Source organism: Paenibacillus alkaliterrae (assembly GCF_021532375.1).
GTDB lineage: Bacteria > Bacillota > Bacilli > Paenibacillales > Paenibacillaceae > Pristimantibacillus > Pristimantibacillus alkaliterrae.
Genome location: NZ_JAKGAP010000040.1, coordinates 1 through 16,542 on the forward strand (window position 1 = coordinate 1; position 16,542 = coordinate 16,542).

A 16,542-nucleotide genomic window follows, 5' to 3' on the forward strand; every position below is an offset into this window, starting at 1 on the left:
CGCTTCCGCTTGCTCAAGGATCCCACGATTCTGGATGCCATCTATTTGAAGCAACCCAAGCGGATCGAGGCGCTAGGAACGGTGTTTATCATGGCGTTGCTTCTCAACGGTCTTCTGGAATGGCGTGTTCGGGAGAATATGAAGCAAGAAACGGAGCCTCTCATTCTGCCGGGTAAACGCAAAAGCTTCAACCCAACGGCAGAGATGCTGCTTGCGATGCTGAAAAGTATTCAAGTCATTAGGGTACAGATAGATGGTCACACGATTCGAACCGTATCTGCCCATGTAAATGACAATGTGAAGCGAGTCGTACGGCTGGCCGGCTACGATATGGCTATCTACACCGCGCAATCTGTCGAAACAGCCGGTAGATAGAATCGCAGCAGGGCGGATTCCGCCCTGGCCCTGTCGAATTCAATCGCCATGTGTTGAAAAAACGCTAGAAATGACGATGGTGCGTGAATTCACGAATTTCATAAAAAATATTGGTTATTATATCTCGTCATGTCATATTTTTTCATGCGAAAAGTGAGCTGTAAGCGGAAAATCCGCTTGAGGCATCTCTTTCTTTTTTTGAAATTTACACGATCTTAATACTGGTTTTACACTGCCATAACCCTCAATACTTGGCACCAAGTTACGATAACAAAAAAATGTTCTTGGAGCGTGGGCCATTGATGAAAGTCGATTTGCATTGCCATACAAACATATCGGACTGTTCCTTGTCCTTCTGCGAGATTATAGATCTGGCCAAGCTGGAAGGCGTCGGTTGTTTAGCGATTACTAACCACGACACAACGCAAGGTTTGGAAGAAATGGCCGAAGCGGGAAAGAGAGAAGGAGTGGAGATCATTCCCGGAATCGAGATATCCGCCTACGATTTCAGCAGAAACAGGAGAGTACACATTCTCGGCTATTTTGTAGAACCGGGGCACCCCGCACTCGAGGAGTTGTGCGCTCCTCTGTTGGACATGCGCCATCATGCGTCTTATGTCATGGTAAACCGCTTGATCGAAGCCGGTTACAACATCACTTGGGAGCAAATCGCGAAGTATGCCTCCGGCGGAACGGGAGTTTACAAGCAGCACATTATGCACGCCTTGATTGACAGCGGCTACACAAGCTCGATTTATGGAGATGTGTATAGAAAGCTGTTCTCGCGCGGGCAGAATGGGGAAGCGCCGGGTATCGCATTCGTCCCTATGAAGTATGTGGATGCGCGGTCGGCGATTCGGGCGATTATACAAGCTGGAGGAATTCCGGTTCTCGCCCATCCCGGGCAATACGGCAATTTCGATGCCGTGCCGGAACTGGTTGAGAGCGGGTTGGCGGGCATTGAAGTATGGCATCCGTTGCACGGGTCCGAAGACGAAGCAAGAGCTAGGGAATACGCGGAGCAATACGGGCTGATTATGACGGGCGGCAGTGATTTTCACGGATTTTACGGCGAAACGGACGCTGCTCTCGGCTGCAAGGATCCGGGAATCGAATGTGTGATCGCCCTAAAAGCCAAGAAAGGAGTTGTCGTTTGATGCAGCATATTCATCTTCCCCGTGCGGAAGTCATGCTTTCGGCCGAGCCTCTCATTCATGAGACGAGCACTGTGTATAACAGCCGTATCTGCGAATGGACGTCCATCGGCGCTTTCAACAAAATTACGATGTCCGGGGAGTGATACGCCGATGCAGGACGAAGTCCAGGATATTGTCGATAAATTCATATTCGATATTCGTGCCGGAATTTATGAGCCCGACGATAAGCTTCCTTCCGAGAATGAGCTGGCGGATCTGTTCAAGGTGCCGCGGATGACGGCGCGCAAAGCTTATGCCACCTTGCAAGAGTTAGGATATATCTATTCCAAGCAAGGCAAAGGGAGCTATGTCAAGAACCGAAGGCAGCAAATCCCTCTTGTGCTCTCGGGGAATATGAGCTTCAGCAAAAAAATGACGGAGTTCGGTTATAACTATCAATCCCGCAACATTTTCTGCGAAAAGGTTCCGTATAACAAGAAGATCTACCAGGAGCTTGAAGTCGGCGAGGAGACCTGGGTTTACCGGATCGGAAGATTGAGGTTGATCGAACAGCGGCCCATCGCGCTTCATACCTCGTATGTGGCGGTAAGCAGTTTCGGCGATATTGCCGAAGCGGGCAGACACATTACATCGATGTTCGATTATTACAACAGCAAGGGCTATACCGAGCTCGAATCCAAAACAACCGAACTAAGCGTTGCGTTTCCTTCGAAGAACGAACGTGAGCTGCTGGAGTGTTCGAGCTTGGTACCTCTGTTAATGCTGGAATCCGGCTGCGTGGACAAGCGAACAGGCAAAATATTGGAGCATACAAAAACGTTATACAGAAGTGACTACTTTACCTATGTCATTTAGACCGGCTTATGAGGAGGAACTGGGAATGCAACGGAAGAGGCGGACCGAGATTTTAATTAACGGCTCCAGAGAGATCCCCGCGCGATTGGCGCAGCAAATCGCCGGCCGATACGAAGTGAACACGATCGAAGAGCCCAATAACGGTCTGGTCATGATCAAGGCAAGAGAAACGGCGAAGAAAAGCTTGTTCTATTTGGGAGAAGTGTTCGTCACGGAATGCAAAGTGCAAATCGGCGGCGCAATCGGTTTAGGGATCGTAAAAGGGCATGAGCCTGAATTGGCTTACCAGCTTGCCGTCATCGACGCAGCCTATCAGGCGGGGCTGGATGAAACCGGGCACTGGCAGGAAGTGTTGACAGCGAAAGAGCATGAGATCGATCAAAGGAGAAAGGCGCGACAAAGCAAGATTTTGCAAACGAAAGTGATTTTCGAAACGATGGACGACGGCGAGTAAAGGAGAGCTGCGGATGCAACTGAATATAGTTCATGACACACAGATCGCGTACAGGAAATTAGTCGACTCGATGTCCAGGCCCGGAACCATCTCCCATTTCGGAGAGCAGGCAAACCTTATCGGAATGGAAGCGGGCTGCTATGGTACGACGGTTCTTCTGGCAATGGTGCTGTTGGATACGGAAGTGACGTTCAAGATATGTTCGGAACGGGAAGAAGAGCTCGCGAAGCTGTTTAACCGGTTAACGTATGCGAGAGAGGCGGAGGCGGCGGCCGCCGATTTCATCTTCGTGCTTAACGATACAAAGCCTGATCAATTGGAACAGGCGCTTCATGCGGCCAAAACAGGAGATCTGGTCAATCCTCACGTATCGGCGACACTAATTGTGGAAGCGGAGACGCTCACGAATGATACGGACTTAGTGCTGACAGGGCCAGGCATTAAAGAAGCGAACGGGCTGCGGATCGTAACGGACGGATGCTGGCTGGAGCTTCGAAATGAGAAGAATAGCGAATATCCGACGGGCATCGATATGATCTTTGTCGACCGGGACAACCAAGCGGTATGTCTTCCGCGGACGACTCAAATTAGAAAGCGGGTGAACGATTAATGGGTTATGTTGCCGTCAAAGGCGGAACGCTCGCCATCGAAGAATCGATCCGGCGCTTGAAATACGAGAGAGTGAAAAAAGGCAAGGTGCTGGATGTCGAGTCGGTAGAGTGCGGGATGAGAGGGTTGATCGACCAGGTCATGTCGGAGAGCAGTTTATACGGTGAAACGCTTGCGGCGATCGCCATTAAGCAAGCTGAAGGCAACCCCGAAGAAGCCGTGTTTCTGATGAGGGCCTACCGGTCTACCTTGCCCAGAAAGCATTATTCCAGAACGGTTCATACCGGCGAAATGCGGGTCGAAAGAAGAATTTCAGCAAGCTTCAAGGATATTCCGGGAGGTCAGATATTAGGCGCAACGACCGATTTCATACACAGGCTGATCGATTTCGAGCTCATGAATGAAACGGAAGAAGAAGCGAAGATTTGGCTTTCGGCATTCGAGCGGCAGGTTGAATATGAAGCGGATGATACGGATCTGAACCGTTTGCCCAAAGTGTCGGATTATTTGCGCGCGGAAGGTCTGATCGCCGACTGCGGGAACGACGATCAAGAGCCGGATGATGTGACGAGAACAAGCTTGAAATTTCCCGCCAGCCGCAGCGAAATTCTGCAAGTGCTGACCAGAGGGCAAACCGGCGCCGTCACGGCTTTCGCATATGCCGTCATTCGGGGGTACGGGCAATTGCATCCGACCGTCGGCGAACTGCGCGTCGGAGACTTGCCGGTATGCATCGACGACCCGATCGGCCGGTCCGACCCGGATGACGCTTATTATATAGGCGATGTCAAAGTGACCGAGGTCGAAATGCTCATTCCGGTCACGGTCGAGAAGGAACACGGGAAGAAAGAGCTCGAGTTTGATATCGGATACGGCGTCTGTTTCGGACAGAATGAAACCAAAGCGATTGCAATGGGAATTTTGGACAACAGCTTGAGCGCGAAGCATCCCGAGTATCCGAGCCAAAACCAGGAGTTCGTCCTTTATCATATCGATTCCGTTGAAGCGACCGGTTTCGTGTCCCACCTGAAAATGCCGCATTACGTCACCTTTCAGTCGAAACTGGACAGTGTCCGCAAGACGAGGAAGAGTAAAACAGAGAGACAAGAGGTGGGGAGTCCGTGAAAATCGCTTACAACTTTGCGTTTTTTGATGAAGGGTCGAAGCGGGAAATCAGGCGTGCCACGTTAAAAGCGATCGCCATTCCGGGTTACCAGGTGCCGTTCGCCTCAAGAGAGATGCCGATCGCCCGCGGCTGGGGCACCGGCGGTTTGCAGCTGACGCTTTCTCTCATCGGTAAGAACGACGTGCTGAAAGTGATCGACCAAGGGGCCGATGAGTCGGTGAACGCGGTCAATATCAAGAAGCTCGTGACCGGAACGACAGGCGTGAAAACCGTGGAGGTCACGGCTGAAGCCACCTTGATTCAATCCAGGCACCGCATTCCGGAAATTCCGCTGAAGGAACATCAGATTCTGGTACTGCAGGTCCCGCTGCCGGAACCGCTGAGATACTATGAGCCGAGCGAATTCGTCACCAAGAGATTGCACGCGGAGAAGGAATACAGCGGTGCGTGGCTGATGCTGTTCGAGCAAATTATGAAGTACGGCAACATGTCTTCCGGCGCCGACCATCCCGTTATGGTGCACGACAGGTATGTCATGGCGCCGAGCCCGATTCCCCGGTTCGACAATCCGAAGATGAACTATTCGAATGCCTTGATTTTGCTTGGAGCGGGCCGTGAGAAGAAGGTGTATGCCGTGCCTCCGTATACGAAGGTGGTGTCCTTGGCTTTTGACGATTATCCGTTCGAGGCGGAGCGGTTTGACGGCATGAGCTGCCGGTTGTGCGGAGCCGCGGGCGTGTTCCTGGATGAATTGATTCATGAGGAGACGGGGGAGACGTACCATCAATGCAATGACACCAGCTTCTGTTTATCCCGGTTAAACTCAGTCTCCGCAAAATACCAGGAGGTGCCGCTGAATGAATGATTTTGAATCGCCGATTTTATCGGTCAAAAATCTGAATAAGCAATATGGCGCCGGATGCGGTCATTGCCGAACGGGTGATGAGGAACGCTTGATGAAAAATTACTGCCCGAAATGCGGCACCGTATACGCATGCCGGCACATCTCGTTCGATCTATATCCCGGCGAGGTGTTCGGTATCGTAGGGGAAAGCGGGAGCGGCAAATCGACGTTGATGCAATGCTTGTATTTCGATCAGGACGTCACCGGTGGAGAAGCGTATATCCGCACCTACAAGAACGGGGAAGTGAATTTGTTCGGGGAGTCCTCCCAGCAAAAGCGGCACATCCGCAATCATCAGATGGGCAAGGTGTACCAAAACCCCGTTCTCGGATTAAGGATGGGCTTCTCCTCGATCGGCAATATCGCGGAAAAATTGATTGCGGCCGGAAGCAGGAACGTCGGAGCTATGGAAGGGAGGGGACGCACGCTTCTCGAGCACGTGAATATCCCTGTCCGCCGAATGAAAGAACCGCCGAAAAATTTCTCGGGAGGCATGCAGCAGCGCGTTCAAATTGCGAAGGCGTTGTCGAACAACCCGCCGATTCTTCTGCTCGATGAAGTGACAACCGGACTGGACCTTTCCGTTCAAGCCAGCGTATTGGATTTGATCAAAAAGCTCCAGAGGCAGCTCAATATCAGCATCATCATCGTTTCGCACGATTTGGGAGTGATCCGGATGCTGGCGGACCGGACGATGGTCATGCTGGACGGCAGGGTCATCGAATACGGCTTGACGGACCAAATTTTGGAGGATCCTCAGCACCGCTACACGCAGCAGCTGGTTCATTCGCTGCTATGATTCACAGATGATCGAGGAAAGAGGGGGAGAACGTGTATCTCATAACGGGCGGACGAATCATTACGGAGGAAGCGGTATTGGACGGCTATGATTTGTTGATCGACGGCAATCAAATTTCCAGAATCGCCAGTCGGGGAGAGTTGGAGCTTGACGGCGGCGTGGAGGTCATCAACGCGGAAGGCGGGTACGTCTCGCCGGGATTCATCGATTTGCATTCCGATTATATTGAGCATATGGCCGCGCCGAGGCCCACATCGCTGATGGACTTCAACCTCAGCATCAGGGAGACGGAGAAGGAATTAATCACCCACGGCATTACCACCATGTATCATTCGCTCTCTTTATTCAAGGGCTCCGAATACGCTTATAAGCCGATTCGGGAGCCGGAGAACGTGAAACGGTTAATTGACATTATCGACCGGACCCACCGGAGCAAGCATCTGGTCCGCCACCGTTTCCATGCCCGGTTCGAAATCGACAATGTCGAAGAAATCGCCAACTTGAAATCTTTTATGGCGGAGAAGAAAGTACACCTCGTTTCCTTTATGGATCATACCCCGGGCCAAGGGCAATATCGCTGTCTGGAAGTGTTCCGCGCTACGGTCAAAGGGTATGACAATCTGGATGATGAAGAAATCGAGCGGATTATCGACAGGCATCAACGGAAGGAGAAGCTGACCATTGACGGGATCAGGGAGCTGGCGCAATTTGCCCGGGAGCATCAAATTGCGGTCGCCTCTCACGACGACGATTCCATTGACAAATTGGAGCTTGTGCAAAGCTTCGGGGCGGTTATCAGCGAATTTCCGATTACATTGGAGATTGCGATGAAAGCCAAAGAGAAAGGAATGCACACCGTCGCCGGCGCTCCGAACGTGCTCTTGGGCGGTTCCCACAGCGGCAATTTATCGGCGGCGGAAGCGATCCGAAAGGGCAGCATCGATATATTGTGCAGCGATTATTACCCGGCCGCCATGCTTCACGCCGTCTTTGAACTGCACCGGAATCACGGCATGGATCTTGCCGAAATGTTTAAGCTGGTGACGGTCAATCCTGCCAAGGCCGTAAAACTGGACCATGAAATCGGATCGATCCGGGAAGGCAAGAAGGCGGATTTGTTAATTATCGAAAAAATCGAGCCGGATTTTCCGGTGGTCACTTCGGTCTTTGTCGATGGAAGGCTCATACAAAAAACGAATTACCGAGTCGGTTGACGGAAAGCGGGAAGATCAATGAAATCCATACTGACGATAGAGAACTTGTCGAAGTCGTTCACGCTTCATAACTTGAATAAACATATCCGCGCCTTGGACCGCATCGATTTGGATGTGAAGGAAGGCGAATTTGTCGGTATTACCGGAAAGAGCGGCAGCGGAAAATCCACGATATTGAAGAGCATTTACCGCACATATGCGATCAAAGGGGGGGATATATGGTACGCGTCGAAAAAATTCGACCGGATCAATTTGGCGGAAGCGTCGGAGCGGCAAATCGTTTATTTGCGCAAGCATGAAATCGGCTGCGTTTCCCAATTTTTGAATGTTATGCCGCGCACAACCGCAAGAGAGTTGGTCGAACAAGCGATCGCGGAGATGGGGAGCAGCGAGGACGCCGCCATGCGGGAAGCGGAAAAAATGCTGGCGCATTTTGAACTGGACGAGGAATTGTGGGACAGCTACCCTGCGACATTCTCGGGGGGCGAGAAGCTCCGGTTGAATATTGCCATAGCGATGGCGAAGCGTCCGAGATTGCTGCTGCTGGATGAACCGACGGCAAGTCTCGATAATTCTTCAAAGATAAAAGTTAAGATTTTGATTGAGCAGCTGATGAAAGAAGGAACAACGATGCTGGGGATTTTTCATGATCTTGAATTTATGAAAAACTTGTGCACCCGGGAATACCGTATCCAGGATGGCAAATTTTTACCTGGCGGCAATGTTGTATCTTAAATAAAAATTTATATCCTACTAACAATGTGTTGATATAAGGCTTGTATATTTATTTTGTACAAAGAAATCGGTTGAAATAGGAGAGAGGAGATTTACTATGAAGAAATTGCATTTCCTTGCCATTGTTATTGCCTTATCCCTTACAGCAGTTATTACAGGTTGCGCCAGCGGTCAGAATTCTACAGATTCCGGGACTCCGTCCGAGGCTGCTCCTGCGCCTGCTCCTGTAGAAACCAAGGACACTATTACTATGGTATGGTATCCCAATGAATCCGGCGCAGATTTGAAAGATGCCCGGGAAGAGCTTGGAAAAGTTGTGGAGAACGCTACCGGCAAGAAAGTAGAGCACCAGACGACAACGGATTATATTATCGCCATTGAGGCTATCGCCAATGGGAATGCCGACTTAGCGTTCATGGGAGCTCAAGGCTATATTGAAGCAAATATCAAAAATAATACGATTCAACCGCTTGTCGTAAATTCCGGCGCTTCGGGCACATTGGATGATGCCATATACTACAGCTGGTTAAGCGTTAAAAAAGGAGAAGAAGATGCCTATAAAAGCGGCAGCGATTTTTCCATTGACAACATTGCCGGCAAAAAGTTCTCTTTCGTTTCCAACAACTCCACTTCCGGATTTAAAGTACCGTCTACGGGTATTGTAACCTATTTCAGCGCAAAAGATAAATTCAAGAGTTTAACGGCGGACGATTTGCTTCAAGGAGGCAATGACAAGTTTTTCACGGAAGTTTTGTTCGGGGGAACGCACCAAGGCTCTGCAGTGAACCTGCTGACGGGTAAAGCGGATGTTGCCGCGTTCTGCGATACATGTGTCAGCAACTATGTGGAATTGTCATCCGGAACGGCAAATAGAGCGGGAGCGGTCTACAAAGTTAAGCAAGACGCCGCCGAGCCGTTTAATACGCTTACCGGGAAAGAATTTGTACTCATTTCCGTAACGCCGGTTCTCAATGGACCTTTTGCCATCAACACTGGCACAATTAGCGCGGAAGACCAGCAGAAGCTTAAAGATGCTTTTACTTCCGAGGAAGTAAAAAACAATCCGAAGATTTTCCTGCCTGCAGACTCTGAAGACGCCGGTTTGTTTAAACAGAAGTCCGGGGATGAAACTTTCGTTACGGTGGAAGATGCTTGGTACAATCCGATCAGAGAGTTGTCTAAATAATAAAAATTCAAAAGCTATTCCTCAAAAATCAGACTATAGGAGTTAACCATGGCAACGTTATTGGAATTCAAAAATGTATCCAAGCAATACAGTAAGGATACCAAAGCGTTATCAGATGTTAACTTCGCTGTTAACGAAGGAGAGTTTGTTTCCATCATCGGACCCTCGGGAGCGGGGAAATCGACTCTCCTTCGATGCATTAACCGAATGATTGAAGCATCCAGCGGAGAGATCATATTTGATGGCGCCAATGTCACAGAGTTTAAAATAAGAGAATTAAAGAGGTTGCGAACCCGGATCGGGATGATCTTTCAACATTATAATTTGGTAAACAGGTTGAGCGTCATAGAGAATGTCCTGCACGGCCGGCTTGGTTACAAGTCCACCTTGGCGGGTGTATTAGGCATTTACAACGAAGAAGAAAAAAGACAGGCCTACAGCATACTTCGGATTCTGGGATTGGAAGATCATATTTACAAGAGATGCGACCAGCTAAGCGGCGGACAAAAACAAAGGGTAGGCATCGCCAGAGCTCTGGTGCAAGACCCGAAAATGCTGTTGTGCGATGAACCTATCGCTTCCCTGGATCCGAATGCGTCCAAAATAATTATGGATCATCTCAGAAATATTTCCTCTTCCATGGGAATTACCGTCCTTATTAATTTGCATCAGGTAGACGTGGCAATAAAGTACTCCGACCGAATCATCGGTGTCAATAAGGGAACGGTCGTGTATGACGGTCCACCAGAGGAAATTAAGGCGAATGAACTCCGCAGCATCTACGGTATTGAAGCTGAAGAACTCCTGGTGAATCAGGGGGCAAACCATGCTGGATAAATACTTTGCGAAAAAAAGAAGAGACTCGCTCATTTTCTGCGCAATCATGATTTCGTTGACTTTAGGCGCAATAATCATTACAGAATATGACGTGGTCAAAGGATTTACTTCGATAGTCAAAGCGGCAGAATGGACATCTTCCAACTTTTATCCTGATGAGAAAGCCATGAATAGACTCCCGGATATATTAGACTCGCTGACGGAAACCGTGCTGGTGTCGATTGCTGCTACAACCGTTGCTGCTTTGTTTGCCCTTCTCTTTGCGATGCTAGGGTCCAGTACTACCGGTGTGAGTGGAGTGTTCAGCTCTTTAAGCAGAGGCGTCGCGAGCCTGTTCCGGAACATCGATGTCGCGGCTTGGTCTATGATTTTGCTATTTTCTTTCGGACAAAATGTATTGACTGGTTATTTCGCGTTGTTTTTCGGATCCTTCGGTTTTCTGACCCGCGCATTTATGGAAGCGATCGATGAAGTGAGCAGCAGCTCGGTTGAGGCTTTAAGAGCTACGGGGGCAAGCTATTTCTCGATTATTTTCCAGTCCGTCATCCCTACAAGTGTTCCTCTGCTCCTTAGCTGGATACTGTTCATGGTTGAAACGAATATTCGGCATGCTACTATAGTAGGAATTTTGACGGGAACGGGCATCGGATTTTTATTCAGTTTGTATTACAAGAGCCTGAATTACAGCTCGGCCAGCTTGCTCGTGATCGTCATTGTCATCACCATTCTATTAATTGAGTACATTTCGAATTATATAAGAAGGGTGATTTTGTAAATGAGACCTGAAGAATCCGTCAGTTATGACAAATCCGGATATAAGGAAGCGTCGGCTGACAACATAACTGTCAAGACGAAGCCCTTCAATAAAGCGTCTTTTGTTATACAAATGACTTTGATCGCGCTGGCGGCATTGACCCTGTACGGCTTCAGCAGCTTCGATTACAAGGACATCAATATATTCGAAGCAATCAGCTCGAGTTTCAGCACGGTCAAAACGATGTTTCTTGAACCGCATTTTAATCACTTCACTTTTGGAGAGGCGCTAATGCAAGTCTCCATTACTCTCGGGCTTGCATTTTTAACTACCTTGTTCGGTGCTGTCATCGCGTTGTTTCTTGGACTGTTGGCAGCCCGAAACTTATCGTCGAACACGGTTTCCTACATCATCAAAGGACTGGTCGCCTTTATCAGGGCCGTACCGACGGTGTTATGGGTTCTCATATTTGCCGTAGCAGCCGGGCTCGGGAGCGTTGCCGCCGTCATCGGCATGACCTTTCACTCCGTGAGTTATTTGGTCAAAGCCTACTCGGAGTCTTTCGAAGAATTGGATAAGGGAGTTATAGAAGCGCTCAGGGCAAGCGGCGCGAATTGGTGGCAGATTGCTTTTCAAGCCGTCATACCTACTTCTATCACCTATATGATTTCCTGGACGTTCATGCGGTTTGAGATTAACTTTGCCGTATCGGTCGCCATGGGGGCTGCTGCAGGTGCCGGCGGGATCGGGTATGATATGTTTATGGCAAGCGCGTTTTATTATGACCTGAGAGAAGTGGGGGTAATTACCTACTTAATTTTAGCATTTGCCGTCGCCTTGGAGATCTTCGCCGGCAGACTAAAACGGAAATTAAAAGTAACCGTATAACGTACCGTTTCGACCAACGTGACGCTACAAGGTGCTTGATTGAAAATAGCGGAACTGCAGGGACTTATTGATAGGATTCCGGGTATTTCCCCCTGAAACATTTAGCTGTTCGCAGAGCCGGATGCTTTGATATTACCCGGAAGGCCAATACCAATATCGCCTTCGGCAAAGGGGTTCATTATTGCCTTGGTGCGCCTTTGGCCCGATTGGAGGGTGAAATTGCAATCGGCACGCTGCTTCGCCGAATGCCCGATCTGCGATTGAAGACAAGCAGAGGTAACCTGGAGTGGCGTCAGGGGATGATTATCCGGGGACTAAAAGAGTTGCCTGTCTTATTCTAACAAGGAAATCATAATGCCCGATCGTACATGAGTTTTTTAACATACATCGCGAGTAACTACAAGAAAAAGTAAAAGCCCACCCCAAGGTTGTCGCCAAAGGTGGGCTCTTATTCATTCCTGACTATAGAAGGGATAAATAACTTCAGCGTATTTTCAGACATATCCATTGAAACGCAGGGTTAAGTCTCACTCCGAGGCATACTTTCCCCCTCCCCAACACGGGCCTGTATGCAGTCAGTATCCTGTGTTCGTACGCTATCATCCCGAAAGCGGCGCGATTGAAAGCACCTGACACCAATTGCCCCCACAGGAGGGACACTTCGAAATATCTTTGCCCGTAAGCTTCATAATAAGCTCCTTCGCGGAAAGCTTCACCTTCGGCTTGATGGCCGTATGGGTCAGGCGCAGGCATGTTTGAAGCTTGGTTTTTCGGTTGCGGTTGCTAAGAAAGCCGTAATAACGGATCCTCTGAAAACCCGAGGGAAGCACGTGCTGGATGAATCGGCGTATAAACTCCATTGCATCCAGCGTCAAGGGCTTCACCTTGCCATTATCCTTGTAATCCCGGTACTGGAACGTGACGGAGTCCTATCCATCACCGCCAACCGGTTATTGGAAATCGCGGTCTTGTGGGTGTGCCGGCTCAAGTATTTGACCACATGGTAGGGGCTCTTAAACGACTTTTTGCAGTAGACCACCCAATCAATCGCGTACAGAGTGCTAAGCAATGCAGTAAAAGCTTCTTCCTCCGCAAAGGGCAAGGAAGTGCCGGCAAATGTCAATGCTTGCTTGGCGTATGCTTTTTTCAACAAAGCAAGCAGCTTGCCGCGGAACACTCTGGACAGAACCTTAACCGGGATGAAGAACTTTTTCCTCGAACGCACAAAGGAGCACCCGTCCGAAGGCTTAGCCCCAAAATCACAAGGACAAAGCTAAAAGACCAGCATGAATTCCCGTTGATGGTTTGTTGCTCCCTTTTTTAGTTTCATCAACATAGGGGATCACAGTTCATTGTTTGTCACGCTTTCACTTCCTTTAGCCAGCACAACAGGATAATTTGGATACATCCTTATCAAATGTAAGAGCGGCCAATTTTAATCCTTCGGCCATCGTTAGATATGGTGCAAGGCTTTCCCGTAAATCTTGAACTGTCAGCCCATATTTCACCACCAATGTTGCCGCGTATATGACATCGCCTGCATTTTCAGCAACAATATGAACCCCTAGTACCTTTAACGACTTAGAATCAGCAACTATTTTAAAAACGCCTGTTGTTTCGCGATTCACAAGTGCTCTAGGCACCGCATCCAAAGGGAGAACGGAAGTTTTAACTTCATACCCCTTTGCCATGGCTTGCTCTTCCGTAAGTCCTACGGTAGCAACGGAGGGAGAAGTGAATGTCACGCCAGGAACAGCTTCAAGATTCACTTTCCGCTCTAATCCTCCAATTGCATTATCCGCCGCGATACCGCCTTCATACGCTGCCACATACACAAATTGCGGACCCATCGTTACATCGCCTGCGGCATATATTCCAGGGTTTGATGTTTTTAAGAAATCATCGACCATGATTTCGCCCTTAGCACCTAAATTTACGTTTGCGGCAGGTAGATTGAGTACTTCGGTATTCGGTTTTCTTCCGGTAGCAATAAGCAGTTGCTCGGCTTCGATGACTTTCTTTTCACCGTTTACCAAAATATAAACTTGTTTCAGGTTGCCGCTTGTTTCAATGCGATCATAGGATACACCTGTAATCAGATTCATTCCTTGCTCGGTTACTGCTTTTGTAACGGCTTCGGAAATTTCAGGGTCATATTCTTTTAAAACCCGAGGACTTCTTTGCATTAGCGTAACTTCTGTACCCAAATGATGAAACAGCTGCCCCAATTCCAATGCAATATACCCGGAACCGATAACGGCAAGGCTTTTGGGCAATTGTTTAAGATCCAGGAGTGACGTGCTTGTTAAATAGTCGGAGTCTTTTAATCCTTGAATATCCGGAATAGAAGGAGAAGCCCCGGTGGCAATTAAAAATCTTTTCGCGGTAAGCTTTCGCCCATCGACTTCAATGGTTTTTTCATCAAGAAACTTTGCTTCTCCGCGAATGAGTTCAAATCCATACTCACCAATTAAATCGATATACTTTTGTTCACGCAGCTGAATGACTAGCTCATCTTTTTGCTTCACCAACTCAGCCAAATCCACCGTTCCTGCGGATGTAGTTAGCCCCAAGAAAGGGTTGTTTTTGGCTAAGTGATTGATTTCAGCGGCACGAAGCAGTGTTTTGGATGGCACGCAGCCAATGTTTACGCAAGTTCCGCCAACGGTTCCTCGCTCGATGATCGCCACTTTTGCCCCATACTCAACCCCTTTAATCGCGGCGGAAAAAGCTGCCCCTCCGGAGCCGATAATCAATAAATCATAATCACCTTCATCGCCAAGAACCGGAACGTCATGAGATTCAAGAACTTCCGCATCTCCGGATTGATATTTTGCCTCGTTGATGGCTTTTTGGGCTGTTTCAATCTCCACGTCATCCTGTAATTCAAACGTGGCTTCTTTGCGGAGGAAGCTCGCCTCAATATTTACGGCTCCGATATTTTCAAGTGCTGTTGCAACGTGTTCTTCACAACCCGAGCAAGTCATTCCTTGTACATGTATTCGGTATTTTTTCATTATTCAACGAACACCTACTTTCTTAATATATGATTTGCAAATTATTGGACACCATACCCCAAATCAAGAACATTCTACACGCTGAATAGCAGTTTTTACAACAAAAGGGCAGCTTGCACAATACATGCCAGTTACTTTAAACGATGCTCTTTCCATGTTTTCTGAAATTATAGTGCTGACAGCGTTTGCGCTTTTCTCCTGACTGGCACAAGCGGAAATCATCAACGCAAAGGACAATATCATTACGAAAAATAAAGTCATTTTGCTTTTTTTCATTGCGATCACCTGCCTTAAAAGTATCCATTAGCTAAAAGTGTATAAGAAAACATGCCCAAAACCAAAACGGTCGATATCCATAACGTGATGACGGTGCTTTTCTTTTTACATCTTCGTCCATACACCAAATAAAACGAAACACCAAGAAATAATAACGTCATGATCATAAGAAACAGTTGGTACTTTATTGAAAAAATCGCGAGTGTTCCTGCAAATCCCGATAATCCAAGGGGGATGAGAATTAAGGGTCCGAGGCAACAGCCGGACATAAGAAAAGCGGATAATACCGTTGCCAGGCTAGTCATTTTTTCTCTCAAATTCATTCACCTCATTTTCGTTGCGGAACCGAGCAGCAATCATGCTTTGCATCCGTTTTTGCTTGTTTGACTCGATTGAAAATCATCAAAATGGAAATCACAAAAACGATTCCCAAAATAACACTAGCGGTTGTTTGATGGGCAGTAAAAAACGCACCAAGCGTGGTTCCTGCAAGCAAAGGGAGAATCAAAACGAGATGACAAGGACAGGCAAGCAGAGCTAAAAAGCCCCATCCCAATTTTTTCGCATTTTCTTTCACAGGATTTCCTCCTTTTCCTTTTGATTGTTGTCAATCAACGCTTCGATGATCGGACATTCATGTATCGCTTTTTCGTCAGGACAACGATCTTTTAAATCCTTTAGCATACATTCGATTCGTTGAAGATCTCTAATTTTTAACTGAACATCTTCAAGCTTTTGAACAACGAAATCATTCATATCGGCACATCTCACATCGTCCTTATCAACGACACCAAGTAATTTATCAATTTCGGATAAAGTGAAACCAAGCTCCTGTACGCGTTTAATAAACAAAATCCGGGTTACCGTATCTTCCGGATAAAGCCTGTAGCCCGAATCCGATCTTACCGGTTCATGAATCAGACTTTTTCGTTCGTAATATCTCAATGTTTCTTTATTAACGTTACACAATTTAGAAATATCTCCAGAACGATACTCCATTTCGTCACCTCCAATTAAAGTATAAACCCTGTACCAAGGTACAGGGTCAAGGAGATTTATATTATTTTTTTCCTTTAGCAAGTTTATACATTATTGCCGGTTGCTTAGTCGTCGTTACTGGCAGTCAAACCATATTTTACAGTCTATTACACCACCGCATAGTATAAAGGCGTGCCACAGGCAATGACCGCAACCGTGCTTCTCGATGTCGGCACCGGCATCGAGAAGCACGTCAAGCATTTCGAGATCATCGCTGCTTGCGGCCCAATGAAGCGGCGTTTCGGTGTGCGGACCGTTGAAACGAGCGTTCACCTCGGCACCGGTCTCAATAAGTGCCTAGTTTGATTAGATAATACG

20 protein-coding genes and 3 pseudogenes are annotated in these 16,542 nt (G+C 48.0%); 16 read left to right on the top strand and 7 right to left on the bottom strand.

What is annotated here, in order from left to right:
- The 16 genes and pseudogenes from L1N85_RS16510 to L1N85_RS16585 all read left to right on the top strand — a co-directional run.
- Positions 1 to 375: pseudogene (locus L1N85_RS16510) on the top strand (IS1634 family transposase); the annotation flags it as partial.
- 302 nt (positions 376 to 677) lie between these two features.
- Positions 678 to 1,532, top strand: a complete 855-nt coding sequence (locus L1N85_RS16515; RefSeq protein WP_235240239.1) for a PHP domain-containing protein — start codon at positions 678 to 680, stop codon at positions 1,530 to 1,532.
- Complete coding sequence (locus L1N85_RS16520; RefSeq protein WP_235240173.1) at positions 1,532 to 1,675, top strand: hypothetical protein; 144 nt, start codon at positions 1,532 to 1,534, stop codon at positions 1,673 to 1,675. Before L1N85_RS16515 ends, L1N85_RS16520 begins: the two co-directional genes overlap by 1 nt.
- 7 nt (positions 1,676 to 1,682) lie before the next feature.
- Complete coding sequence (locus L1N85_RS16525; protein WP_235240174.1) at positions 1,683 to 2,387, top strand: GntR family transcriptional regulator; 705 nt, start codon at positions 1,683 to 1,685, stop codon at positions 2,385 to 2,387.
- 25 nt (positions 2,388 to 2,412) lie between these two features.
- Positions 2,413 to 2,841: a phosphonate C-P lyase system protein PhnG gene (gene phnG, locus L1N85_RS16530; protein ID WP_235240175.1), complete on the top strand. Its 429-nt coding sequence runs from the start codon at positions 2,413 to 2,415 to the stop codon at positions 2,839 to 2,841.
- A 13-nt stretch (positions 2,842 to 2,854) separates the two neighbouring features.
- Entirely contained in the window at positions 2,855 to 3,451 is a 597-nt protein-coding gene (gene phnH, locus L1N85_RS16535) for a phosphonate C-P lyase system protein PhnH (RefSeq protein ID WP_235240176.1), read from the top strand.
- On the top strand, positions 3,451 to 4,575 hold the full coding sequence (locus tag L1N85_RS16540) for a carbon-phosphorus lyase complex subunit PhnI (RefSeq protein ID WP_235240177.1): 1,125 nt from the start codon (positions 3,451 to 3,453) through the stop codon (positions 4,573 to 4,575). The genes phnH and L1N85_RS16540 overlap by 1 nt, the downstream gene beginning before the upstream one ends.
- A complete protein-coding gene (locus L1N85_RS16545; RefSeq protein WP_235240178.1) occupies positions 4,572 to 5,441 on the top strand; it encodes an alpha-D-ribose 1-methylphosphonate 5-phosphate C-P-lyase PhnJ in 870 nt (289 codons plus the stop codon). The genes L1N85_RS16540 and L1N85_RS16545 overlap by 4 nt, the downstream gene beginning before the upstream one ends.
- Entirely contained in the window at positions 5,434 to 6,279 is an 846-nt protein-coding gene (locus tag L1N85_RS16550) for an ATP-binding cassette domain-containing protein (protein WP_235240179.1), read from the top strand. Before L1N85_RS16545 ends, L1N85_RS16550 begins: the two co-directional genes overlap by 8 nt.
- Positions 6,280 to 6,311: 32 nt before the next feature.
- Positions 6,312 to 7,493, top strand: a complete 1,182-nt coding sequence (gene phnM, locus L1N85_RS16555; RefSeq protein WP_235240180.1) for a phosphonate metabolism protein PhnM — start codon at positions 6,312 to 6,314, stop codon at positions 7,491 to 7,493.
- 18 nt (positions 7,494 to 7,511) lie between these two features.
- Entirely contained in the window at positions 7,512 to 8,228 is a 717-nt protein-coding gene (locus L1N85_RS16560) for a phosphonate C-P lyase system protein PhnL (RefSeq protein ID WP_235240181.1), read from the top strand.
- Positions 8,229 to 8,325: 97 nt separating this feature from the next.
- On the top strand, positions 8,326 to 9,414 hold the full coding sequence (locus L1N85_RS16565) for a PhnD/SsuA/transferrin family substrate-binding protein (protein WP_235240182.1): 1,089 nt from the start codon (positions 8,326 to 8,328) through the stop codon (positions 9,412 to 9,414).
- Positions 9,415 to 9,462: 48 nt separating this feature from the next.
- Positions 9,463 to 10,251 carry a phosphonate ABC transporter ATP-binding protein gene (gene phnC, locus L1N85_RS16570; RefSeq protein WP_235240183.1) on the top strand — a complete coding sequence of 263 codons (789 nt, stop codon included), beginning with the start codon at positions 9,463 to 9,465 and terminating at the stop codon, positions 10,249 to 10,251.
- The gene (locus L1N85_RS16575; protein ID WP_235240184.1) at positions 10,241 to 11,026 is read left to right on the top strand and encodes a PhnE/PtxC family ABC transporter permease; all 786 of its coding nucleotides are present in this window, start codon (positions 10,241 to 10,243) and stop codon (positions 11,024 to 11,026) included. The genes phnC and L1N85_RS16575 overlap by 11 nt, the downstream gene beginning before the upstream one ends.
- The gene (locus tag L1N85_RS16580) at positions 11,027 to 11,893 is read left to right on the top strand and encodes a PhnE/PtxC family ABC transporter permease (RefSeq protein ID WP_235240185.1); all 867 of its coding nucleotides are present in this window, start codon (positions 11,027 to 11,029) and stop codon (positions 11,891 to 11,893) included.
- 125 nt (positions 11,894 to 12,018) lie between these two features.
- A pseudogene (locus L1N85_RS16585) lies at positions 12,019 to 12,234 on the top strand (cytochrome P450); the annotation flags it as partial.
- 258 nt (positions 12,235 to 12,492) lie between these two features.
- Here L1N85_RS16585 and L1N85_RS28180 read toward each other — a convergent pair.
- From L1N85_RS28180 to L1N85_RS27655, 7 genes and pseudogenes are all read right to left on the bottom strand, one after another.
- Positions 12,493 to 13,148 (bottom strand): annotated as a pseudogene (locus L1N85_RS28180) (IS91 family transposase); the annotation flags it as partial.
- A 121-nt stretch (positions 13,149 to 13,269) separates the two neighbouring features.
- Complete coding sequence (merA, locus tag L1N85_RS16595; RefSeq protein ID WP_235240186.1) at positions 13,270 to 14,910, bottom strand: mercury(II) reductase; 1,641 nt, start codon at positions 14,908 to 14,910, stop codon at positions 13,270 to 13,272.
- Positions 14,911 to 14,973: 63 nt separating this feature from the next.
- On the bottom strand, positions 14,974 to 15,186 hold the full coding sequence (locus L1N85_RS16600; RefSeq protein WP_235240187.1) for a hypothetical protein: 213 nt from the start codon (positions 15,184 to 15,186) through the stop codon (positions 14,974 to 14,976).
- A 14-nt stretch (positions 15,187 to 15,200) separates the two neighbouring features.
- Entirely contained in the window at positions 15,201 to 15,509 is a 309-nt protein-coding gene (gene merT / locus L1N85_RS27965; protein ID WP_407946463.1) for a mercuric transport protein MerT, read from the bottom strand.
- A gap of 5 nt (positions 15,510 to 15,514) precedes the next feature.
- The gene (locus L1N85_RS16605; RefSeq protein WP_235240188.1) at positions 15,515 to 15,763 is read right to left on the bottom strand and encodes a transporter; all 249 of its coding nucleotides are present in this window, start codon (positions 15,761 to 15,763) and stop codon (positions 15,515 to 15,517) included.
- Complete coding sequence (gene merR, locus L1N85_RS16610; RefSeq protein ID WP_235240189.1) at positions 15,760 to 16,185, bottom strand: Hg(II)-responsive transcriptional regulator; 426 nt, start codon at positions 16,183 to 16,185, stop codon at positions 15,760 to 15,762. The genes L1N85_RS16605 and merR overlap by 4 nt, the downstream gene beginning before the upstream one ends.
- Before the next feature lie 114 nt (positions 16,186 to 16,299).
- Entirely contained in the window at positions 16,300 to 16,497 is a 198-nt protein-coding gene (locus L1N85_RS27655) for an ankyrin repeat domain-containing protein (RefSeq protein ID WP_235240190.1), read from the bottom strand.
- Positions 16,498 to 16,542: the final 45 nt, after the last annotated feature.